The organism is Nitrosospira sp. CT, assembly GCF_059489795.1.
In genome coordinates, this window is the sequence record NZ_JCAHZJ010000043.1 from 132,802 (window position 1) to 154,234 (window position 21,433).

Here is a 21,433-nt window from a genome sequence, read left to right on the forward strand (position 1 = left end):
ATATCCTTTGCCTGAGGACTGTACAGAAGAATAAACTAGGCGAAATATTCAAATTCATGTCATAGAACGGCCGAGGTGGGAGACTGAATCGATCGAATTATGAAAGCCTTCAATGACCAGCCAGGATAAAAGGCACGCCAGCTCTGCCCATCCCCTTATGGATGAGCATGCTGACGCAAGTAAGGCGCTGCGGGAGCGTCTGAAAGAAATCACCTGTCTCTACGAAATTCGCCGTGGCATGGGGCCGGAATTATCAGTGGATAATGTTTGCCGGCAGATTTTCAAGCATTTGATACCCGCGATGCAATTTCCGGAAATTGCTACTGCCATGATTGAGCTCGATGGCAGGCGCTTCACTTCCGGGAAGCACGAAGAGGGCCTTACGCACGAGCTGCAAGCGACGATTAACGTCAACACCAGTCCCTGCGGCCAGTTGCGCGTCTTCTATCCGGAAGATAAACCATTTCTGGTGCCGGAAGAACAGCGGCTCATCGATGCGATCGCGACTGATCTGGGGAGGTGGTTTGAGCGCAAACAGATCGATGAGGCGTTGGGTGAGCGTCTGAAAGAAATCACTTGTCTCTACGAGATTCGCCATGGCATGGGAGTGGAATTATCGCTGGATAATGTCTGCCAGCAGATTTTTGAGCACCTGATACCCGCGATGCAATTTCCGGAAATTGCTACCGCCATGATTGAGCTCGATGGCAGGCGCTTCACTTCCGAGAATCACGGTCAGGGTCTTACGCACGAGCTGAAATCGAAGATTAGCGCCAACAACAATTCCTGCGGTCAGTTGCGTGTCTTCTATCCTGAAGACAAACCATTCCTGGTGCCGGAAGAGCAGCGGCTTATCGACGCGGTTGCGAGTGATCTGGAGAGATGGCTTGAGCGCAAACATCTCGAACAGACACTGGTTTCCATCGCGGAAGAAAACCAGCGTTCGATCGGCCAGGATTTGCACGACAATCTCGGGCAACAGATTGCGGCGATTGGTTATCAGGCCAAGGCGCTGCAGAAAAAAATGTTCTCATCGGGGAGTATGGAGGCGGCAACGCTCGCTGCTTCCATCGCGGCTCAAGCGCAGGTCGCTGTGATGCAATGCAAGCAGCTTGCGCAGGGGCTGCTTCCATTTGAACTGGAGACCAATGGCTTGATGGCCGCGCTGCGGGCATTTGCATCAAGAATCGCAATCACTTATAAGATTACCTGTGATTTTATATGCAAAAAGGAAGTCGTTATCAAGGATAAGGATCTTGCGCTTAATATTTACCGGATTGCCCAGGAGGCTACCAATAACGCAATACGCCATGGCGGCGCACAACATGTGACAATTTCGTTGGGTTCCGAGGAAGAAATGCTGCGCCTGGCGATACGCGATGATGGCAGCGGCTTTGCCGGCCTTAATACAAAACATGGGGTGACGCCAGGAATGGGCATTAAAATCATGCAATATCGCGCCAGGCAGCTTGGCGCGACACTGAAATTCGTGTCGCACCCCGAAGGCGGAGTGGAAGTGCGGCTCGAAATGCGAATGATGTAGGAGTTTCCCGGTATGCCAGCTTTGAAAGCACAGGTAATGCTGGTGGACGACCATGCCATGTTGCGGCACGGCATGGCGATGCTTATCAATCTTGAGCCAGATATGGAGGTATTTGCAGAGGCCGGTGACGGCGACGAAGCGCTGGCCATACTCAAAGCGGGACATCATGCCGATATCGTTTTAATGGATGTGTCTCTCAAGACCCTCTCCGGTTTTGAGGTCATAAAAAGCATACACCTCCTGATCCCCGCACTACCCATACTCGTCGTCTCCATGCACGATGAAGGCGTGTATGCGGAGCGCGCTTTGCGGGCCGGCGCGCGTGGCTACGTGATGAAGCAGGAGCCGGGTGAAGTGCTGGTAACCGCTATCCATGAGGTATTAAAAGGAAACATTTATTTGAGCAAGCCAATGCATGCCAAGCTGTTGAATCGGGTCGCAGCCGGAAATTCGGAGGTTGAGCCTTTGATTAGCAGTCTGACCCCCAGTGAGTTTGAGGTACTGCATTTGATTGGATCCGGATATAGCAGTCAGGAAATTGCCAGGTTGCTTAACCGTAGTATTAAAACTATCGAAACGCACCGCTTCAACATCCGTACCAAATTGAACTTGAAAGACGGCGCCGATTTGATACGTTATGCCACCCACTTGAACGAAGCGCAATAGCAGGCATGACCGGTGTTTTATTCAGGTTGTCAGCATGCTTTCCGGACTTCTGCCATATAAACCTGCATAAGGGTTTCCCTTAGTAAAAAACCAGGGTTTCCCCAATATACTCAATAGCATGGACTGAGTTAGGATGAAGCTGCTTTCATTCTATTTGGGTTCATTACTATCATGAAAACAAAATCAGGAACATTTGTTGCGATCTTGTCCGCGATTGCTCTATTGACTTCCTGCGCGCAAATGAGTCCTCTCGAAGCGCAGAATGATGATATTCACAAGGCTGTAAAGAATGCGAGAACCTATACCGACCACGATAAGTTGGCTAAGCAATATCGAAATGCTGCAAAAGAAATGCTGATAAAAGTAGAAGATCAAAAGAAACTACTCCAGCATTACGAAGAGAAAAGCTATCTTTATGGCAGACAGGCGCAAGATAAGCAATCGTATACTTCGGCTTTATTGCATAAATACGAACGGGCCGCGGAAGAAACTTTAAAGCAGGCTGCCTTTCATCAGAAAATGGCATCGGAACTTGCGCAGCACGGTTATTCCACCTCAGCGGAAACACCGCCCGAGCGAAACTACGAGAATAACGCCAGGATCGGATCAGACTCCAAAGACCAGATCTGAAGTTCTGGCAACGCCTAAAGTGGCGTGATATGCAATGAATCAGTCAACATGACCAACCCGGTTTAAGTCCTTTGCATAACCTTGGCTTGTACGGGACTGGCATCATTATGCCCGATATCATCCGGGCGTATCAGCACATCCCCCCATTTCCCCTCCTGGCATAGCTGGCTGGGGACATACCGCATCGATTCGGTATGTCCCCAGCCCGCATGCCCACTTCGATTTCCACCTGCTGCCGGTCGAGCATTTTTCCGGGAAGGAAAACCCCTTCTCCGATGAAATATGAAGGCGTATGTTTTCGTACTTATGGGTTTACTACAGCAATGGAACGTCGACCGCGATAACCGTTATAACTCCATTTGAGGAAGAAGACGCCGGATTGCTGACATCATTAACGATGCTATTTGCGATCACTATGTCCGCATCAGAATAGTACCCAGTCTCAACATTAGTATTGGTGCTCGAGCCGCAGCAGGCGTATGCCTTCGCGGAACCTAACCCTGCACTGACAATGTTTAAAGGCGTGCCGATAACGGTTGTTGAGGTGCTGGTATAAGTGTGTGTATTCGAGCCTTCTGCAGTGGCCGAAGCCTCCGTCGTCACGGCGGTGGTGCCCGCGCTGACAACATCCATCTGTGTCTCCGTCAGTCTCAGTGGTTCTGCAGCCCATGGGGCTGTCGGTTCAGCCTGAGCGACGGAAGTCATCGCAGCAAAGGCAAAGGCTGAACAAACGAGAGAAATTATTCTCATCACTTTTCTCCTCCTTAAAATGTAGGGTTAAAGTAGGTAACACTACTCTTTCTTCTCAATGCTCAATGCGCTGGAAATTTCTTCCACTTTGCCATTGCCCCCTTTCATGCAAGATTGAATAGAGTACCGTCGATATTAATGCATCGTCTTCGTTTTGAAGATACTCTTTTGGTTGTATATGAACTATCACTTTCGATGGAAAAGGTGCCAATCGACAACGTGATGTCCCGAAGAGCCAGGGAATGTGTTGAATTTCGCCCCGTTTTCATGGGGACTATTTTGTTTAAGTCAAATACCGCGGGCAAAGCGGACGGTGGCGCTACTGCCTGCTGCCACGCTGCCAAAGCTGGAGCATTAAAAAGTCCTTTCAATTACGCAACCTGGGTCGAATTCGACCCAGGTTGCGTAATTCTTTACCCACCTACACAACACTTTGACTATAAAGAGGAAATTTCCTGAAAGGTCATTAAAAGGACCGGTTCCGGCTCTTTTCGTGTGACGGAAGTTCCCCCCTATTGGAAATGCCTGATCTGTAACATAATGATTTTAAGTATCTTTATAAAAAGGACTCGGGCATGCTTATTGCAAAAAGGAATATGAAGATGAAAAGAATTTAAGGTGTAATCTCGAATAGGATAGTCATAGTTCAGTATTCAAGAGCGCCCAGGTGATGACCTGCGAAGCACAAAGGATTGGAAGAAAGGATGGAAACTGAAAAGAGGGTTTGAGAAGAGATGTGGAAAAAGCTCTCTCTGCCCCTGCTACTACAAATATTTTACTTCGCCCCTGGCTGCGACAAATGCTCCATAGCCAAGGAGACAACCTTGCCAATCAGAAAGATAGCGCGCTGAGGGATAGATGGAAGAAGATCTCAATAAGACCAGATTTGCACTGATTGATTCACGACCGCTGACACGGATATCCATCTCACATCTGCTGACAACACTTTCGGATGATTTTGTTATCTGGCCTTATTCGGACATTGATGAGTTCATGACCAATTATCTGGAGCGTCACGGCAAAGTGGAAATGATCATCTTTAATCTTGGTTCAGCACGTATCAGTGAGAATCATATTTTTAACGGGATTCTACGGCTGAAGCTTGAATTTTCCAACTTGCCCCTGGTATTCCTTTCCGATCACGAAGAGCTCGAGGATATTCTGCAGGCCGTCCGGATTGGAGCCCGCGGCTACATCCCATCGGTGTTCAACCCGTCCACAGTGATCCAGTCACTTCGACTTGTCATGGCAGGCGGCGCGTTTATTCCACATAGCGCTCTTTTGGAGATCACTGAGAAAACGACAATGTTCAGGGAGGAGGAATACCCGCTTGGGGAGGAGGAGCGCCCGAATGGGGCCAAGATTGATCTATCCATCTTGCAGACTCTTACGTCGCGAGAATTGGAGGTGTTCGAGCTTGTGCGGCAGGGCAAGTCAAATAAAATCATTGCTTACGAACTCGGGATGCAGGAGAGCACCGTGAAGGTTCATATGCGGAAAATTATGACGAAGCTTAAGGCGACCAATCGCACTCACGCAGCTTTCCTTGGATCTCAAATAACCGAGGGGAAAGCTGAATGTTGATTGCAGTTGGTTTGTGGAAGGGTTGGGATTAGTGAGAGTAGCAAAAGAGGAGATGCGAAGTGCATATCTGTCAGCTTACATAATTCATCTGACTGCCAATATCGCCTGCTATACGAGTACTCGTATCAATAGCTGGTATTCGCATCTAATAGAATTGCCCATCCGAAGCAATGGAAGGCGCAAAAGACGCTTTCCATCCATCGCTTATAACAGTCAACGCAGGCTTAGCCGGTTGCAGTACCCTTGAAGCGCATCGCCGAGTTTCTCCTCCCTGTAACCAGGGCAATCCATCAAGTGTTCTAATTCTTTACTGACTGCCACCACCCCGAGCTTCAACCAATCCACCAATTCCGCTTTCACCCCCGGACCGGCGAAATGAAGAAAGCCCCATGCCAAGCGACATGGGGCTCTGGAAGCTTCCTCAGCCGGCCTTGAGTTACAGCTGTTGTTTCATCAAAGTCGTTCTGTAGCAAAAGGCAGGTTGATTTTTCTCCCCCTCTCTTAGTTGGTAGCGGAGAGGCTCTGGCTATAGGAACTCGTCGGACCGTAAGAACCTGTATTGGTAACGGTGAGCGTTTCGGTCAAGCAGCTATAAGCGGAGCAGGTAGCATATGCCTCTCCATCCGCGAGCTTCCCATCGACGTACACTTTAGAATCAACATCCTTGTACTGGTTAAGATAGCTGGTTACGTTGGTGTCAACATACTTAACGAAAGTAAAATTGGGAACATACGTACCAGCCGTAACTCCATCCATCGAGGCGGCGGTCAGGCGTTCTTCTGCATTAGCAATGCCTACACCGGCAAGTAAAGCTACACCAGCAAATAAAGACATCATTTTTGCTTTCATTGTTTTCTCCTGAAGTAAATGTTACTAAAGGGCACCTCCCTCGAAACCGGCCGATAATCGAGAGTACCCGAGTTTTGGTTTAGCCGGTTGAGACAACTATGGCTCTATTGCGCAATACCAGCAATCCGTAAATCGTTCATTCAACTTAAGATTAATATGGATACGCTAAAAGGAGTACTGGGATGGGCTAATGCTTCTTGCTACTCCTTTAGATTCAAGTCCTGAGAGGTTCATCGACGAGCACCTAAACCCCCCACACCTAAGGCGTCGAGGCGATCTGCAAGTGTTGCCGATCGTCCCATCCGGCTATCGACGTTATGCTGCCCAGCAGAGAAATCCCGCATTACGTTCTGTTCGCGCCATGCGTGATGACTTCTGATGTTAAAGATGGGGCGGTTTGGCAGGCTAAATTACAAGTCTGAGGCGCTGACAAAGTCTGAGGTCACTTCAGTGGCAAAGAGGAGCAGTGCAGCGGCATGGTCGAGCGACTTATAAAACACATGGGTCTGCAAGGCGCGCGGCCTCCGTAGGATAGTGCACGTCCTGGTTGTAGGTTTCGACCTGCCAAGCCCGATGACTTATTCGCCTTCTGTGTTAGTGGTATGTGAACATCATGGCGAAACTGCTGACTCCATACTCGTAACACTGAAACAAGTGCGAATAAATCAGCTTCTCTTCTGTTTAAATGGTATGTCGAATCTGAGCGGAATTGCTATATTGATAAAATAATCAGGAGCTTGTTTTGTTAGACCAATGCCAGCTATCGTAGAGAAAAATAGGCGCCTGCCAATAATGGAAGAAGCACCGAGTGTAAATACACTGCTGATTACATCTGTCCCAGGAATCGAGTTATCAAATATCCTTGTATTACCTATAAAACTTTGCTGAATACCGATACTTAATGAAGTTTGAGGACTTGCAGCAAGCGTTGCGCCCAATGTCAAGCTATACACGTCGCCCGGCTCGATACCATCCTTTTTAAAAGTTTTCCTGTAACTCACTGAGCCCGTAAAAGCCAACGGGTCCTGACGCTTGAGTGCAGTTGCTGAAAAGATCAACTCGTTGAAGCTGGTAGCTGTAGCCAGGCCACTGGAACCCGCAATCAGGCCGCCAGTTGAAGCAGTATTGAGCGTTTGTTGTTTGCCTGTATCCGTATCCCAGGTTATCCGGCCAACGATATCGGGCAACCAGGCGCTTTCCCGCAGCAAAGTCTTGGCAAGACCGACACGGATATCGCCCAGCATGGGGGTGGTATTTGCCGTTTCTTGATTGATAATTCCTACAACATTGGATTGATTGATCACCCTGGCGGGTATGCTAAGTTCTGCCTGCGTCCCGAAAGGCAGGCCGATCCTGGAAAAAACACCTGCTTCGATATCGTTACGGCGTCTTTGAGTATTGGTAACAGCAGCTATGTTACCCGCATGATCCCTGAGCAAGACAGGCAGGTCATTATCAAAATGAGCATAACTTACATAGGGTTGAATTTCTGCTAATCCGAAGGGTAACAGTAAGGCGCCTGTCTGAACCAGTGTACGTTCAAGCGCTCTTTCTGCTGCCTCCTCATCTACCTCAAAATTACCAGGACCTGTTTTGCTTTGCGCTACGGCAGCGGGTGGTGTTTCAACGGGCGGCGTTTTCGTTGCAACTTCATTAGCTGGCGTCTGCTGAACAGGTTTGTTGGCAACAGCTTTGGTTGATGGCGTTGGGGGGGATTGAGCAGCCCCTGCAGATTCATCACTCTGCGCCTCGCCTACACGTTGTTCGAGTTGCTGGATACGTCGCTGAAGATCTGCAATCACCTGATCTCGCTCCTCGAGTTTTATCATGAGTTGATTCAACGAGGTAGCTTCCGTTATCTGCTGTGCCCGGATACTGAGTGGATTGCCAAGAAAAAGACTGCCACCCATTAATAAAACTCCTTTAATCCGATTCTTCTTCGATCCATTTATTGTTTTCATTTTCCGTCTTCCAGTCTCAAGGAGAAATCCACACAAAGTTGCAATACACTGAGCTCCGGATCTCAGTCCTATCGAACATCTTTTTACGAGCTAGGCATATGGCTGGTGCTACGCGTAGTGCTTCAGATTTTGATCGTATTGAAGTAGTCGCGCGAAGTTTGAGCAGGCGGTGGAGCTTGGGCGAGAAATTAAAAGCTGCTGAGAAATCACGTCTGTTCGGCATGACGATCTCTTACGTGACGCAAAAATAGTGTATTGCTCCAGGCTTTTTGTTTTGCTGGAGAAACCTCGTGACTGAGGGCGGACAAGAAACGAAGCGGTGCGGGGTGGCAATGTGCCTGCGTCCGAGGTACGAGAGTTGAAAAGGTGGATTCGCAAGTTGGAGCGGGTGTTGGGCATGTGCCAGAATGATCTGCTGCTGTCCTGCCGTAGCGGCAAACAACCATACGCATTTCATGAGGACACCTGGCGCTCCAATTTGGGCTGACGCTCGGATGGCTTTGAGATTTCCTTGGTTCTAGGATTACAATGAGTATCATCCTCTAAGGGCTCAAGAAGTCACTGGGACAATTTGATCCGCCGCCAATTGCTAGCCGTATCCTGTCCGGTTTAATAAGGGCAGCCCCAAAATCAATTCTGACTCCAAGAATGCCCAGACCTATGGAAAAGTAAGTAATGCTTTCTAATAAGTTTTAAGCTCATACCTTCCCTGACTTTCACAATTTACCGAAACATAACAAACTCATCTGCTTTTGGTTCAAGCAGATTAGGAGTTGAAGCCCCATCAGTTCGGGCAACCACAAATCCGACTTTACCGATTTCCGGAAAATCTATCCATGCATTTTCGAATTGCTCGATCAGCAAAGTGCGGTTACCCCATGCTGGATCGGCAAGTAATACACGGTTACCTTTTATTCCCCGAAAAATAACAAAATGGTTATACCCCAACAGATTGAGGGGGACGATAATAGGGGCTTTCTTTACCAGATCATCAAGCGTGAGCTTGCCGAAGCCGATTCCCTCATAGCCACGTGCGTCGGCAAAGCGTTTTAAATCGAGTAAGGAAAACCCCTGACGAATATTGACCAGTAGAGGATTCTTTATGTATTCCTCCCTCCCCATCAGTGCTATTGCTACCTGTTTCTCGGTAACCATATCCTGATGCTGGAAATTCAACAAAGTCGTTAACGTAGCAGCCCCGCAGCTAAGATCCCATTGCTGCACCACCACGTTTTCCCGGCGCATTTCAAGAAGAGATTTAACTGTTCTCGCATGCGCAAGATTCGCAACACTTATGGTCAAAGTGGCGATACAGATTAATCTTAGGGCTACAGAATAAATGGATCCGCATTGTTGCATACGCCCTTCCCCTGTTTTTATTGAACTTTAGTACCCGGGCTTGACGCCACTACATAACTTTTATCGCATCAGCTCCAATATTGGAGCTGATGCGAGCTTTGTTAGCTTGCTAACGCGACGGAATGTCGATCGCGATAACCGTTGTAACTCCATGTGAGAAAGAAAAATTCGGAGTGTTAGTATTAATAACAACACCATGGGCGATCACTTTGTCCCCCTCAGCATAGTACACAGACTGAACACTGGTATCGCTGCTAGAGCCGCAGCAGGCATATGCCTTCCCGAAACCTAACCCTATCTCAACATTGTTTTTAGGCGTGCTCATAACCCTTGTTGAGGTGTTGGTATAAGTGAGCGCATTGGGGCTGTCTGTAGTGGCCAAAGCGCCCATTCCGATGACGACCGCACCTGCTGTGACAGCATCCATCTGTGCCCCCGTCAGTCTCACCGGTTCCGCTGCCCATAGGACTACCGGCTCCGCCAGGGCGACAAAGACCACGGCACCAAGCGCTAGAGGTGAAAGCAAAGTTGTTCTCATAATCAGCTCCTGTCCCCTTGATTGGGTAATGTTTTGTCGTTTTAGTTGTTTTGTAGTAATTCCCTTACAGCTGTTGCATCCCCAAAATCATAGCAATTGATCATTTTGAGAGATCATGTCGCGGCGTAGGACTGCTAAAAAGCGCTTAACGATTCCTTTAGGGCTATCAGGAGTTCTTCGTCTGAACGTTTAATGGCTTCAAATCTTCTCCAAGCTGCTGGCGGATCTTTCCGGGGAGCGGCAAGCACAACGAAGTCGCCTACCGCCCATAATTAATTTAATAAATGTGGTAACCAATGAAGGGAATCAAATCTTGTGCTGTGAGGGATAAGGGAATCGAATCTTGTGCTGTGAGGGATGAAAACGATACCGGCAAAAATAGTACCCCGGCCACAACACGCGGCCGCTATCAAGGCCTCCGGATGGGGGGTTATCGAAAAATCAATGATTCGGGAATAGCTAAATTCGTTGCCGGACGCGTAGCTGAAAACCGTTAGGCCGCCGGCAGTGATGTTATTCATCTGTGGCGCTGTCAATCTCATTGGCTCTGATTGTTTCATGACTTCTGGTTCAGCCTTAGAGACGGAAGTCATTGCAGCAAAGGCAAAGGCTGAACATGCGAGAGAGAGTATTCTCATCACTGTTTCTCCTAAAAATATAGAGTTAAAGTAAGGTAACGAACTCTTTCTTCTCAAATACGTTGGAAGTTTCTTCTCCCGTTTTGTTGTCGTCCCTTTCATACAAGATGGAATAAAGTCTGATCGATATTAATGCATCATCTTCGTTTTGAAGATACTCTTTTGGTTGTATACGAACTACCACTTTCGGTGGAGAAGATGTCAATTGACGGCGTTACCGAAGAGCCAGGGCATGTGTTGAATTGCCGGCTTCATGGAGGAGCCTGTCTGTTTAAGCAGGCTTCTACCGCTTATTTGGACAGTTGCTGATGAATGGCTTGTCTTTGCTTCAGCTGGAGGGGATGCAGTTCCGTGAGGCGAAATATTCTAAGGGGGATTATGCGTACACGGGCGGCGGGTACGGCGGTGTAAATTCTGGGTATACAATAACAAGTATCAAATGCAGGAACTCGTTGCGCAGGAATTAGTTGAGGATTTAGCAAACGCCACAACATGTTCCGCTTCAAGCCTGATTCCTATTTTTTCCCCTATCGCATGATTATGATGGCTTGGGACGAGCGACAGGGCGGTACTGCCACCGGGCAGTTGCAGGGTATACAGGATATCGGCGCCCCGAAATGCTTTTTGCATAACCTTGGCTTGTACGGGACTGGCATCATCATGCACGATATCGTCCGGGCGGATCAGCACATCCACTAGGTTTCCCTCCCGACATAGCTTGCAATCCGGCGTGCATCGATGCGGTACGTCCCCAGCCAGTGTGCCCAGTTCGATTTCCACCTGCTGCCGGTCGAGCATTTTTCCGGGAAGAAAAACGCCTTCTCCGATGAAGTTGGCAACGAATCGATTGGCGGGTTTGTGGTAGAGATTGTAGGCCGTATCCCACTGCTGGATTTCACCGTGGTGCATCACGCCAATCTCGTCTGCAATGGCAAACGCTTCATCCTGATCGTGCGTTACCAGAATAGCCGTGGCATTCTGGCTTTTGAGGATGCCGCGGACTTCCAGGCTCAGGCGACCGCGCAGGGTGACATCCAGATTCGAGAAGGGTTCGTCCAGCAATAGCAATTCCGGACGTGGCGCCAAGGCGCGTGCCAACGCTACCCGCTGCTGCTGCCCTCCCGAGAGCTGGTGGGGGTATTTTTTTGCGGAATCAGCAAGACCTACGGTTTGAAGCATCTCGGCGATGCGTGCAGAACGTTCGGCTTTTTGCATGCTGTGCAGGCCAAAGCCGATGTTGTCCACGACGGACAGATGGGGAAATAGCGCATAGTCCTGAAACACCATTCCGATATGACGCCTTTCAGGGGGAATCATGACGCTACTGCTGCTGATCACTGCGCCATTGAGGAGGATTTTCCCGGCAGAAACGGGCTCAAAACCGGCAATGCACCTCAGCACTGTTGTCTTGCCGCAACCGCTCGGCCCCAGCAGGCACCCGATCGCCCCTTTCTCGAGGGTGAGTGACAGGTCGTTCACCACCCTTTGCTGCCCATAGGCATGGCGGATATCGCTTAGCTCAAGCAGCGTTTTCATGGGGCGATTCAACCTTTTCTGCAAACTATTTTTCGCTTTGCCGCATGAAAAATATCAGCGGCAGCAGACCTGCCAGAACCAGTGCCACCGCAGGCAGTGCAGCCTGCTCCCACTCGCCTTCGGAAGTCATCTCGAAAATTCTTACCGCCAGGGTATCCCATCCAAAAGGCCGGGTCATCAGCGTGATCGGCATTTCTTTCATGACATCCACGAACACCAGGGTTGCTGCGGTAAATATTCCACTCCTCAGCATCGGCAAGTGGATGCGACGCAACATCGACCATCCACTCAAGCCGAGACCCATGGCCGCCTCATCGATGCTGCTGGTGATACGCTGCATGGCGCTGTCTATAGGGCTGTAGCTCACTGCGAGAAAGCGGGTCATATAGGCAATCAGCATGGTAGCGAGCGTACCCTGAATAAGCAGTCCGGTTTCCATGTGAAATAGCTGCATGGCCATTTCGCTCAGCTGGTTGTCGAGCCAGGCTATCGGGATGAAGATTCCCACTGCCAGAACAGTCCCGGGCAAGGCATAGCCAAGGGTGGAAATGCGCACTGCTGCGCGTGTGGCGCGGCTGGGATGACGGCGTGCCGCATAGACCATAAGCAGGGCGACCGAGCAGGTGAGCAGGACGGCAAAACCGGACAACAGGAGCGAATGCCAGAGGAATTCCAGATATCTTTGGTCAAAATCACGCGCAAAAACGCGCGTTGTCCATACAGCGAGCTGCGCGACCGGCAGCAGGAACGCGAGAAATAGTATGGCCGAGGCAAAGCCTGTGACTCCCCACTTCTGCCAGCCAGAAAGCGTGATGAGGTGAGCCCTCGCACTCTGCCGGATTTCCGCGTAGCGCATCTGGGAGCGGAACTGTTGTTCAAGGATGATCATGGCAAAGACAATCACAATAAGCAGTGACGCGAGTTGAGAGGCCGCGGGGAGGGAAAACATGGCAAACCAGGCTTTATAAATGGCGGTCGTGAAGGTATCGTAATTGAAGACCGCTACCGTGCCGAAGTCCGCCAGGGTTTCCATCAAAGCCAGCATGGCGCCGCCGGCGATCCACGGACGAGCCATGGGAAGCGCCACTTTGAAAAAACCTTGTGTACGGCTGAGCCCCAGCGATTGCGCCGCTTCCAGCGAGCGTTTGCCCTGGGTGAGGAAGGCATTGCGCGCCAGCAGATAGACATAGGGATAAAATGCCAGAATCATGACGATGATGACACCCGTCCTGCTGCGCACATTTGGAAACCAGAAGAGGTCAGGACCGAACCACTCGCGCAGCGCGGTCTGGACAGGACCGATATAGTCGAAGAGGCCCAGTGCCACGAATGCGGTCACGTACGCGGGCATGGCAAATGGCAGCAACAGCGCCCACGAAAAGAATTGACGTCCGGGAAATTCGCAGACGGCGGTAAACCACGCCAGGCTCACGCCCAACAGCGTCACGCCGGCAAGTACGCCCAGTGCAAGCCAGAATGTATTGGTCAACAAGTCAGGCAGCGTGGTTTCGGCCAAGTGTCGCCAGACTTCGCCAGTTGGGGTAAAAAGCGAAGAAACGACTGTGCCGACAGGTATCAGCACGAGTGCTGCGACCAGAAGGGGTATCAGCCGCCAGCCATGGGAAGCGTGACGGCTCGAGGTGGGAAAACTGAAAAACCCCTTTTTTGTGCTTTGACTATCCGTCGTCCCTATCCCCGTCTCCCGCCCCGTTCCGGTAAGCGCTTTTACCTCCACCCGACCATCACCGGTTATATCTTACTTGTAGCCGGCGCGATCCATCAGTTTTACCGCTTCCGCCTGCAGCTCTCCGGCTTTGTTCACATTTATCGTATTCTGTTTGAAACTGCCCCACGCGGCTACGGCAGGATCAGTTTTGACTTTGGAGTTCACCGGATACTCCATGTTTACGTCGGCAAACAGATTCTGCGCTTTTTCCGAGGATAGAAATTCGAGCAGCTTGATCGCCGCTTGAGGGTGGTGCGCATATTTTGTCACGCCTGCACCCGAAATATTTACATGGACTCCGCTGTTGTTCTGGTTCGGCCAGAAAATCGCAAGCGGTAATTTCGGGTTCTTTTTCATCAGACGCCCGTAATAATAAGTATTGACAATAGTGACGTCGCATTTCCCTGCAGCAACGTATTCCATAGCCTTGCTATCATCCGAAAGAGGATCGGTTGCAAGATTGGCAACCCAGCCCTTTACGATCTGCTCGGTTTTCGGTTCTCCATGCTCGGCAATCATCATTGCCACCAGAGACTGGTTGTATACTTTCTTGGAAGTGCGTATGCACAGGCGGTTCTTCCACTTGGGATCTGCCAGCGCTTCGTAGGTTGAAAGGTCGGAGGGTTTTACCTTGTTGGTGTTGTAAACGATGGTACGGGCGCGTATCGATAAGCCGAACCATCGGTTCAAAGGATCCTGGAGATGAGCGGGAACATTCGTTTCCAGTATTTCTGACTCCACCGGACGCAGCAGTCCCTCCCGCGCCGCCTCCCACAGGTTGCCGGCATCGGTGGTAAGCAGTACGTCAGCCGGAGTGTTTTTGCCTTCTGCCTTGAGGCGCGCGAGCAAGGGGCCTTCCTTATCGGTGACGAATTTGACAGCAATGCCGCTATCCTTGGTGAAAGCATCGAACATGGGCTTGATGAGTTGCTCTATGCGTGCCGAATAGACGACGACTTCCTCCGCCCCGGATGCATTCGCGGTAAATAGCGTGACACAGCATATCATTGCGGTAAGATAACGATTGAGGCGCGCACTGGGCATTTGATTTACTCCGGATATAAAAGGCAGAAAGGCTAATATTATAAATGATAATAATTATCAGCAAAGCGGCACGTTAATATATCATGGATGAGCCAGAACAAGTTCTTCCGTATCAGCGCTTGCAGCAGCTCCTTGCGATACCGGAGAGGCAGCGTACCGAAGCTCAATGGGATGAGATCAACGAACTCGAAATCGAGCTTACGCCAGTAAACCGGGCCCCCACGCCGGACCGGAATGTCCGCCGTAAAGGTGCCGTACCTTCAGAACAACCCAAGTCCCGGGATGGTACGCCAGGGCCAGGGCGAAGGCCCCTGAAGAAACTTCGCAAGCGGCCCCCCAAAGCAGGCGGATCATGAGCGGTATCTCCCGTTGGGGACGGGATTCGCTACGGTGCGATGGAAGCGTCCTGACCTTTAACAGTTCCCTAATTCTGAACAGGAGAAATATGCAACTTACTACAACACCGGGCATCGACGGGAAGCGTATTACGCGATATTGCGGGGTGGTGGCGGGTGAAGCAGTGCTGGGTGCCAATATATTCAAGGATCTCTTTGCGGGAATTCGCGATCTGGTGGGTGGACGTTCCGGAACCTACGAGAAAGAGTTGCAGCGCGCACGGGACATCGCGCTCGAAGAATTGCAGCAGCGTGCGCATGACCTTGGAGCGAATGCAGTAGTGGGCATCGATATCGATTATGAGGTATTGGGAAAAGAAAACGGCATGCTCATGGTTTCCGCAAGCGGCACGGCTGTAATCGTCGAATAGCCGCAGCGCGGGAGCTTATTGTCGGCCGAACCAGTAATCAATCCGACAGGAATCCTCTACCACGGCACCGTCTTGCCGTCGTATGCGATGAACCTGCCGGACTCCTTCAGGGTGAGGTGATCGATCACCTGTAGCATGCCGGATACGCTTTGAGCAGTCGAGATCAAGGCATTGGACCCACCCATGTCTGTTTTCACCCACCCCGGATGAAGTACCACTGCAATTACTCCCGCCTGTTTCAGGTCAATCGAAAGCGATTTGACCACCATGTTCACCGCCGCCTTGCTGGACCGGTACATATAGCTTCCCCCACCATCATTGTCCTCGATACTGCCCATTTTACTGCTGATGGTCACAATCTTTTTTTGACTGCTCCGGGTAATTTGTGATGCAAATGTCTGCGCCATCTTGAGTGTAGCCATGGTATTGACCAGAAACGTGCGCATCCAGGCGTCGTAATCCTCGTTTCTGAATATCCCCGAACGATGCGCCTCTGCGTAGATGCCCGCATTGTTGAGAAGCAAGTCGATGGATTCGCCGGAAAGAGACCGTCCCAGTTCGTCGATTTGCCGGTGATCGGCAACGTCAAGCGTATGTACCTTCACCTGCTCGGGATACTGGTTTGCTAACTTTTGGAGCTCCTCTGCTTTCTCGGGATGACGCGCGCAGGCAAGAACACGCCAGCCTTCCACTGCGTATTGACGTGCGAATTCAAGTCCAATCCCGCGGTTTGCGCCTGTAATCAGTGCAGTTTTCATAATCTTCTCCTCATGGGGATATACGGATTAGATACTCGGGAGAGACGGGCTCGTGGCGTGACAGGGTACTATAAAGAAGTATCAGAGGATGAATTTTACGGCATGATAAGCCAGTATTGCGGTCCAGGCAGGGAAACCTCGGATACCTGTCGCGGTAACAAAACCAGGAATTGTCCGGCGAGCCGTGTGCCTGACTCATTATGTATAGAAAGCCCAAGGAATGGCAACCTAAAAGGAAGAAACATATGGCCGACAAGATCGCGTTGGTAACCGGTGCTTCCAGTGGTATCGGCAGGGCAACAGCAGAACTTCTTGCCCAGAACGGATATTATGTATTCGCTCTCGCCCGGCGCATGTACAGGCTGGAACAAATACGCTCCAACCATATCGAGCCCATCTGCCTGGATGTGACCGATGATGCAGCTGTCAGGCAGGCGGTAGCCCACATTATATCGACTCGCGGGCGGATCGATGTGCTGGTGAATAACGCTGGGATCTCCCAGCCGGGCGCGGTCGAATGTGTTCCGCTCGAAATCGCGCATCGGCAGATCGAGGTCAATCTTTTTGGCTATGCCCGATTCATGCAGGCGGTGCTTCCACACATGCGGGAGCGGGGATCGGGATGTATCGTCAACATTGTCTCCGTGCTGAGCAGGATTTCAGTCCCCGGCTTCGGCTGGTATTCGGCTTCGAAGTATGCGATTGAAGCACTCACCGATGCAGTGCGAGGGGAGGTGATGGAGTTTGGCGTCAAGGTCGTCCTGATTGCACCGGGAGTGATAAAGACCGAGTTTGTGCCAAACGAGTTGAGGGCGATGGAGAAAATCCCGCACCCTGTAGCCTATGAAAAACTTCTTGCCGGTGTACACAATCTGGTGGCGGGTGAACCTGAAGCCCCAGGTCCGGAAATCATTGCGAAGGCAGTACTGGATGCCGTGAAGGCGCCCAATCCTCCCGTCCGCCACGCACTACCTCTCGATTCCAAAATGTCGGTTATGGCAAGATGGCTGCTTGGGGGGCGTATTTTCGCCTGGGCGGTCCGGTTCCGAATGAAATTTCCCCGGGAATAAGCTACCCATCTAGAGGACCTCTGATCACGTTCATGCAAAAACCTGGCTTGCGCGTCAGTCTTTTCTTTCGACCCTGGGGGTATCCATCGCTGCGGCGAAGAGGTCCCAGGCGGACATGAACAAGGCTGCGATAACTGGCCCGATCACAAAGCCATTGAGGCCGAACAGGACCAGTCCCCCGAGTGTCGAGATGAGCACCACGTAATCCGGCATCTTCGTATCTCGTCCCACCAGGACGGGGCGTAAGAGGTTGTCAACCATTCCGATTACGAACACGCCGAACGCGATAAGAACGGTACCCTGCCAAACAGCCCCGGTAAACAGGAAGTAGATGGCCACGGGGATCCAGATGAGGCCGGCGCCGACTGCCGGTATCAAGGAAAGAAACGCCATCATGAAGCCCCACAGCAAGGCCCCTTGAATGCCGAGAAAATAAAATATCAGACCCCCGAGGGTGCCTTGAATGGCGGCAACGACGACGTTGCCCTTGACGGTTGCGCGAATGACCGTAGTGAATTTGCTGGACAAGTGCCGCTTGTGTTCCATGGTAAGAGGCATGGCCTGCTTGATCCTGGCCGCCAGGCTGTCGCCATCGCGCAGCAGAAAAAAGAGCAGATACAGCATGATGCCGAAGCTCACCAGAAATTCAAAAGCGTTCTGGCCGAGGCTGATAGCATGCGTAGCAATGAACTGGCTGCCGCGCAGGACACCGCTTGACAGCATGTCCTGCAGCTCCGCGATATTGGTGAGCCCTGAACGGTCGAGCAGGTTGACCAGCCACGGCGGCGCAGCGCTCATGATTTGCTGGAAATACATGCCGAAATTCAATTCCCCTGAGCGGATTTTCTGGTAGATGAGGGCTCCTTCCTGCAGGAGCGAAATTGCCATTATGGTGACCGGAAGAATCACGATGACGACACAGAGCAACAACGTGGTGAATGCGGCAAGGTTGCGCCGCTGCCCCATGGCATTCAGCACCTTTCGATGAAACGGTGTAAATATGATGGCAAGAACTGCCGCCCAGAATACCGTGCCATAAAAAGGCAGCAGTATCCAGATGAATGCCACGGAGACGGCAATCAACATCAGTAGAAAGGCCTTTTGCCGCAACTCGGGGGAGTTCATGTGCAGAGAACGTTTAATAACCGGTTACGATGACGTTATGGAGTCATCCTACCTTAACTCAGGCTTAAGTTGATAGAGAGTGCGAAAAAGAAAATTAAAAATAAACTCAGGTGGCGAACAGATAGAGTCGATCGCAAGGTTGGAGGTACGAAGCCTGAGAGTAGGAGGGGCGCAAGAGGAAATATTCTTCTGGCGGGGCTTGCCCCGAATTTGCTTCGGATTTGCCAGGAGGAAGGACAGCAGGCTTTAAGCGTAGGATACTCGGTATCCTACGTCACAAGCAGGCTTCTCAGGCATTTTTGAAGAGCACATCCAGTCCTGCCTGGGCAATCTGCGCATCCTGATGGGAGCGCACACCGCTTACTCCCACGGCGCCGATGAACTGTCCGTCCGCCACGATCGGCAACCCCCCCTCGATGGGCAGAGTGCCCGGCAGACCAAGATAACGGATGCTTCCGGCAGCCACCTGTTCTTCCCAGATTTTGGTCGGACGTCGGAATGCAATGGCTGCCCGCGCCTTTTGTATTGCAACTTCGACACTGCCAAATTGTGTTTCATCGAGGCGCAGCAAGTGGACAAGATGGGCGCCGTCATCGACGATCGCAATCGCCACTGGCCAGTTGTTGCGCATGGCTTCTGCTTCCGCGGCGGTGGCAATAACCTTGGCATCGTCGAGCGTGAGCACATTTTTTTTATTCATAAAGCAAGCCCTCCGGATATATGTGAGATCTGAGGTCCCAAAACAAAACACGCCGGACCTTCCGGCGTGTTTTGGAGAACGCAAGAAATTACAACAGCGGCACAATCAGGAGCGCCACGATATTCATGATCTTGATGAGCGGATTCACGGCCGGACCCGCAGTATCCTTGTAAGGATCGCCCACTGTATCACCTGTAACGGCTGCCTTATGCGCTTCCGAACCTTTTCCACCGAAATGGCCATCTTCGATGTATTTCTTGGCGTTATCCCAGGCACCGCCCCCTGCGGTCATCGAAATTGCCACGAAAATACCGGTAATGATCGCGCCGATCAGTACCCCGCCAAGAGCAACCGGACCCAGCATGAGGCCGACGATCAGGGGGACGGCAACCGGAAGCAGGGAGGGAAGGATCATTTCCTTGATCGCCGCCCTTGTCACCATATCCACTGCACGCGAGTAGTCGGGCTTGGCTGTTCCTTCCATGATCCCAGGGATTTCCCTGAACTGGCGCCGGACTTCCACCACTACCGAGCCGGCAGCACGGCCCACGGCCTCCATCGCCATGGCGCCAAACAGGTAGGGAACCATGCCGCCGAGGAACAGGCCGATGATGACCATATGGTCGGACAAATCAAAGGTCACGGATTTGCCGCCGCTCGCGAGCGCATGGGTGTAGTCGGCGAACAGAACCAGCGCAGCCAGACCGGCAGAGCCGATCGCGTAGCCCTTGGTCACGGCCTTGGTGGTATTGCCAACGGCATCCAGGGGATCGGTGATATCACGTACTTCCGACGGCAAGCCGGCCATTTCGGCGATTCCACCGGCATTATCCGTGATGGGACCGTAGGCATCCAGGGCAACGATGATTCCGGCCATGGAAAGCATCGAAGTGGCGGCGACGGCAATGCCATACAGACCTGCCAGTTCGTATGTGATCCAGATGGAAAGACATACGACAATCACCGGCCAGGCAGTCGCCTTCATCGAAACACCCAGACCGGCAATGACATTGGTGCCGTGACCGGTGCTGGAGGCTTCTGCGATATGGCGTACCGGTTTGAATTCCGTTGAGGTGTAGTACTCGGTGATCCATACCATGGCGGCCGTGAGCGCCAGGCCAACCAGTACAGAGAGGTAAAGACTGGTTGAGGAAACCAGTTTCCCCTCGATCATTACGCCCTCACCAAGCATGATAGTCGTGATGGGATAGTAGGCAATTGCCGCCAACCCGCCGGCCACTGCTAAACCCCGATAAAGCGCATTCATGATTTTGCCGCCCTCACGTGCCTTGACAAAGTAACAGCCGATGATGGAAGCAATAATGGAAACGCCACCCAGTACCAGCGGATAGAGCACCGCATTCGGACTGTCGGTAATAAGCAGTCCACCCAGCAGCATGGTCGCGATAATGGTAACGGCGTAGGTTTCAAACAGGTCGGCAGCCATGCCGGCACAGTCACCCACGTTGTCACCCACGTTGTCGGCGATAACGGCCGGATTTCTCGGATCGTCCTCAGGGATACCGGCTTCCACCTTGCCAACCAGGTCGGCGCCCACGTCAGCGCCCTTCGTGAAAATTCCGCCGCCGAGACGCGCGAAAATGGAGATCAGCGAACTTCCGAAGGCAACCCCCACGAGCGCATGAGTTGCTTGCGACTCACTTGCGCCCATGCCGACCAGAAGGGCAAAGTAGCCAGCCACGCCCAGCAAACCCAGGCCAACCACCAGCATACCGGTAATGGCCCCCCCCTTGAAGGCAACATCCAGCGCGGCGTTGAGACCGTGCCGCGCTGCTTCCGCCGTGCGTACATTCGCACGCACGGATACGTTCATGCCGATATATCCGGTCAGCCCCGACAAAAATGCGCCCAGAGCAAACCCAACGGCAGTCTGCCAGCCCAAAGCAAGAAAGATTGCCATCAGCAGAATAACACCCACTATGCTGATGGTGGTGTATTGGCGGTTCAGATAAGCCGAGGCGCCCTGCTGAATCGCCGTGGCAATATCCCGCATGCGTTCGTTGCCTGCCGGCAACGCTACAATCCACCTTATCGAAACCACTCCATAGAGGAGTGCCGCCATCGCGCAACCAATTGCGATGATTAAACCAGTACTCATTTAAATCTCCAGTTAAAATCGGCTACGGGGAAACGCATGCAAGATGCGGCGTTATCGTTCACAGAGAGCGT

At 51.6% G+C, this 21,433-nt stretch carries 20 protein-coding genes and 1 pseudogene; 8 read left to right on the forward strand and 13 right to left on the reverse strand.

The features are described from left to right. The first annotated feature begins 112 nt into the window (after positions 1-112). The 3 genes from AC52W5_RS07650 (at position 113) to AC52W5_RS07660 (ending at position 2,839) form a co-directional block, all read left to right on the forward strand. Positions 113-1,543 (forward strand): ATP-binding protein, encoded by a 1,431-nt coding sequence (locus AC52W5_RS07650; RefSeq protein WP_495670562.1) that lies wholly within the window; start codon positions 113-115, stop codon positions 1,541-1,543. 12 nt (positions 1,544-1,555) lie between these two features. Beyond that, a complete protein-coding gene (locus tag AC52W5_RS07655; protein WP_495670563.1) occupies positions 1,556-2,209 on the forward strand; it encodes a response regulator in 654 nt (217 codons plus the stop codon). Positions 2,210-2,380: 171 nt separating this feature from the next. Beyond that, the gene (locus AC52W5_RS07660; RefSeq protein WP_495670564.1) at positions 2,381-2,839 is read left to right on the forward strand and encodes a hypothetical protein; all 459 of its coding nucleotides are present in this window, start codon (positions 2,381-2,383) and stop codon (positions 2,837-2,839) included. A 315-nt stretch (positions 2,840-3,154) separates the two neighbouring features. Here the strand turns inward: AC52W5_RS07660 and AC52W5_RS07665 are convergent, their stop codons facing one another. Further along, positions 3,155-3,589 carry a hypothetical protein gene (locus tag AC52W5_RS07665; RefSeq protein ID WP_495670565.1) on the reverse strand — a complete coding sequence of 145 codons (435 nt, stop codon included), beginning with the start codon at positions 3,587-3,589 and terminating at the stop codon, positions 3,155-3,157. Positions 3,590-4,447: 858 nt separating this feature from the next. Here AC52W5_RS07665 and AC52W5_RS07670 point away from each other — a divergent pair. After that, positions 4,448-5,173, forward strand: coding sequence for a response regulator transcription factor (locus AC52W5_RS07670; RefSeq protein WP_495670566.1), 726 nt, complete (start codon positions 4,448-4,450; stop codon positions 5,171-5,173). 501 nt (positions 5,174-5,674) lie between these two features. Here AC52W5_RS07670 and AC52W5_RS07675 read toward each other — a convergent pair. Both AC52W5_RS07675 and AC52W5_RS07680 read right to left on the reverse strand, forming a co-directional pair. Continuing rightward, complete coding sequence (locus AC52W5_RS07675) at positions 5,675-6,022, reverse strand: hypothetical protein (protein ID WP_495670567.1); 348 nt, start codon at positions 6,020-6,022, stop codon at positions 5,675-5,677. A gap of 665 nt (positions 6,023-6,687) precedes the next feature. Further along, entirely contained in the window at positions 6,688-7,983 is a 1,296-nt protein-coding gene (locus AC52W5_RS07680; RefSeq protein ID WP_495670568.1) for a hypothetical protein, read from the reverse strand. 98 nt (positions 7,984-8,081) lie between these two features. Here AC52W5_RS07680 and AC52W5_RS07685 point away from each other — a divergent pair. Then, a pseudogene (locus AC52W5_RS07685) lies at positions 8,082-8,401 on the forward strand (IS3 family transposase); the annotation flags it as partial. A 305-nt stretch (positions 8,402-8,706) separates the two neighbouring features. On the opposite strand, the gene AC52W5_RS07690 reads toward AC52W5_RS07685, so the two are convergent. The 6 genes from AC52W5_RS07690 to AC52W5_RS07715 form a co-directional block, all read right to left on the reverse strand. Further along, positions 8,707-9,342, reverse strand: coding sequence for a C39 family peptidase (locus AC52W5_RS07690; RefSeq protein ID WP_495670569.1), 636 nt, complete (start codon positions 9,340-9,342; stop codon positions 8,707-8,709). A gap of 109 nt (positions 9,343-9,451) precedes the next feature. Next, complete coding sequence (locus tag AC52W5_RS07695) at positions 9,452-9,880, reverse strand: hypothetical protein (RefSeq protein WP_495670570.1); 429 nt, start codon at positions 9,878-9,880, stop codon at positions 9,452-9,454. A gap of 272 nt (positions 9,881-10,152) precedes the next feature. Beyond that, complete coding sequence (locus AC52W5_RS07700) at positions 10,153-10,518, reverse strand: hypothetical protein (protein ID WP_495670571.1); 366 nt, start codon at positions 10,516-10,518, stop codon at positions 10,153-10,155. Positions 10,519-10,953: 435 nt separating this feature from the next. Beyond that, positions 10,954-12,054: an ABC transporter ATP-binding protein gene (locus AC52W5_RS07705; protein ID WP_495670572.1), complete on the reverse strand. Its 1,101-nt coding sequence runs from the start codon at positions 12,052-12,054 to the stop codon at positions 10,954-10,956. A 25-nt stretch (positions 12,055-12,079) separates the two neighbouring features. Further along, positions 12,080-13,789 (reverse strand): ABC transporter permease, encoded by a 1,710-nt coding sequence (locus AC52W5_RS07710; protein ID WP_495670573.1) that lies wholly within the window; start codon positions 13,787-13,789, stop codon positions 12,080-12,082. Between the two features lie 21 nt (positions 13,790-13,810). After that, the gene (locus AC52W5_RS07715) at positions 13,811-14,824 is read right to left on the reverse strand and encodes a Fe(3+) ABC transporter substrate-binding protein (RefSeq protein WP_495670574.1); all 1,014 of its coding nucleotides are present in this window, start codon (positions 14,822-14,824) and stop codon (positions 13,811-13,813) included. 83 nt (positions 14,825-14,907) lie between these two features. Between AC52W5_RS07715 and AC52W5_RS07720 the strand changes: the two genes are divergently transcribed. Continuing rightward, positions 14,908-15,180, forward strand: a complete 273-nt coding sequence (locus tag AC52W5_RS07720; protein ID WP_495670575.1) for a hypothetical protein — start codon at positions 14,908-14,910, stop codon at positions 15,178-15,180. An 89-nt stretch (positions 15,181-15,269) separates the two neighbouring features. Continuing rightward, positions 15,270-15,590, forward strand: a complete 321-nt coding sequence (locus AC52W5_RS07725) for a heavy metal-binding domain-containing protein (RefSeq protein ID WP_011380091.1) — start codon at positions 15,270-15,272, stop codon at positions 15,588-15,590. A 56-nt stretch (positions 15,591-15,646) separates the two neighbouring features. Here the strand turns inward: AC52W5_RS07725 and AC52W5_RS07730 are convergent, their stop codons facing one another. Then, on the reverse strand, positions 15,647-16,348 hold the full coding sequence (locus AC52W5_RS07730; RefSeq protein ID WP_495670576.1) for an SDR family oxidoreductase: 702 nt from the start codon (positions 16,346-16,348) through the stop codon (positions 15,647-15,649). Positions 16,349-16,593: 245 nt separating this feature from the next. Here AC52W5_RS07730 and AC52W5_RS07735 point away from each other — a divergent pair, with 245 nt between their 5' ends. Continuing rightward, entirely contained in the window at positions 16,594-17,418 is an 825-nt protein-coding gene (locus AC52W5_RS07735) for an SDR family NAD(P)-dependent oxidoreductase (RefSeq protein ID WP_495670577.1), read from the forward strand. Positions 17,419-17,472: 54 nt separating this feature from the next. Here the strand turns inward: AC52W5_RS07735 and AC52W5_RS07740 are convergent, their stop codons facing one another. From AC52W5_RS07740 to AC52W5_RS07750, 3 genes are all read right to left on the reverse strand, one after another. Then, on the reverse strand, positions 17,473-18,543 hold the full coding sequence (locus AC52W5_RS07740) for an AI-2E family transporter (RefSeq protein ID WP_495670578.1): 1,071 nt from the start codon (positions 18,541-18,543) through the stop codon (positions 17,473-17,475). Positions 18,544-18,832: 289 nt separating this feature from the next. Further along, positions 18,833-19,243 (reverse strand): GlcG/HbpS family heme-binding protein, encoded by a 411-nt coding sequence (locus tag AC52W5_RS07745; RefSeq protein WP_495670579.1) that lies wholly within the window; start codon positions 19,241-19,243, stop codon positions 18,833-18,835. Between the two features lie 88 nt (positions 19,244-19,331). After that, on the reverse strand, positions 19,332-21,362 hold the full coding sequence (locus tag AC52W5_RS07750; RefSeq protein WP_495670580.1) for a sodium-translocating pyrophosphatase: 2,031 nt from the start codon (positions 21,360-21,362) through the stop codon (positions 19,332-19,334). Positions 21,363-21,433: the final 71 nt, after the last annotated feature.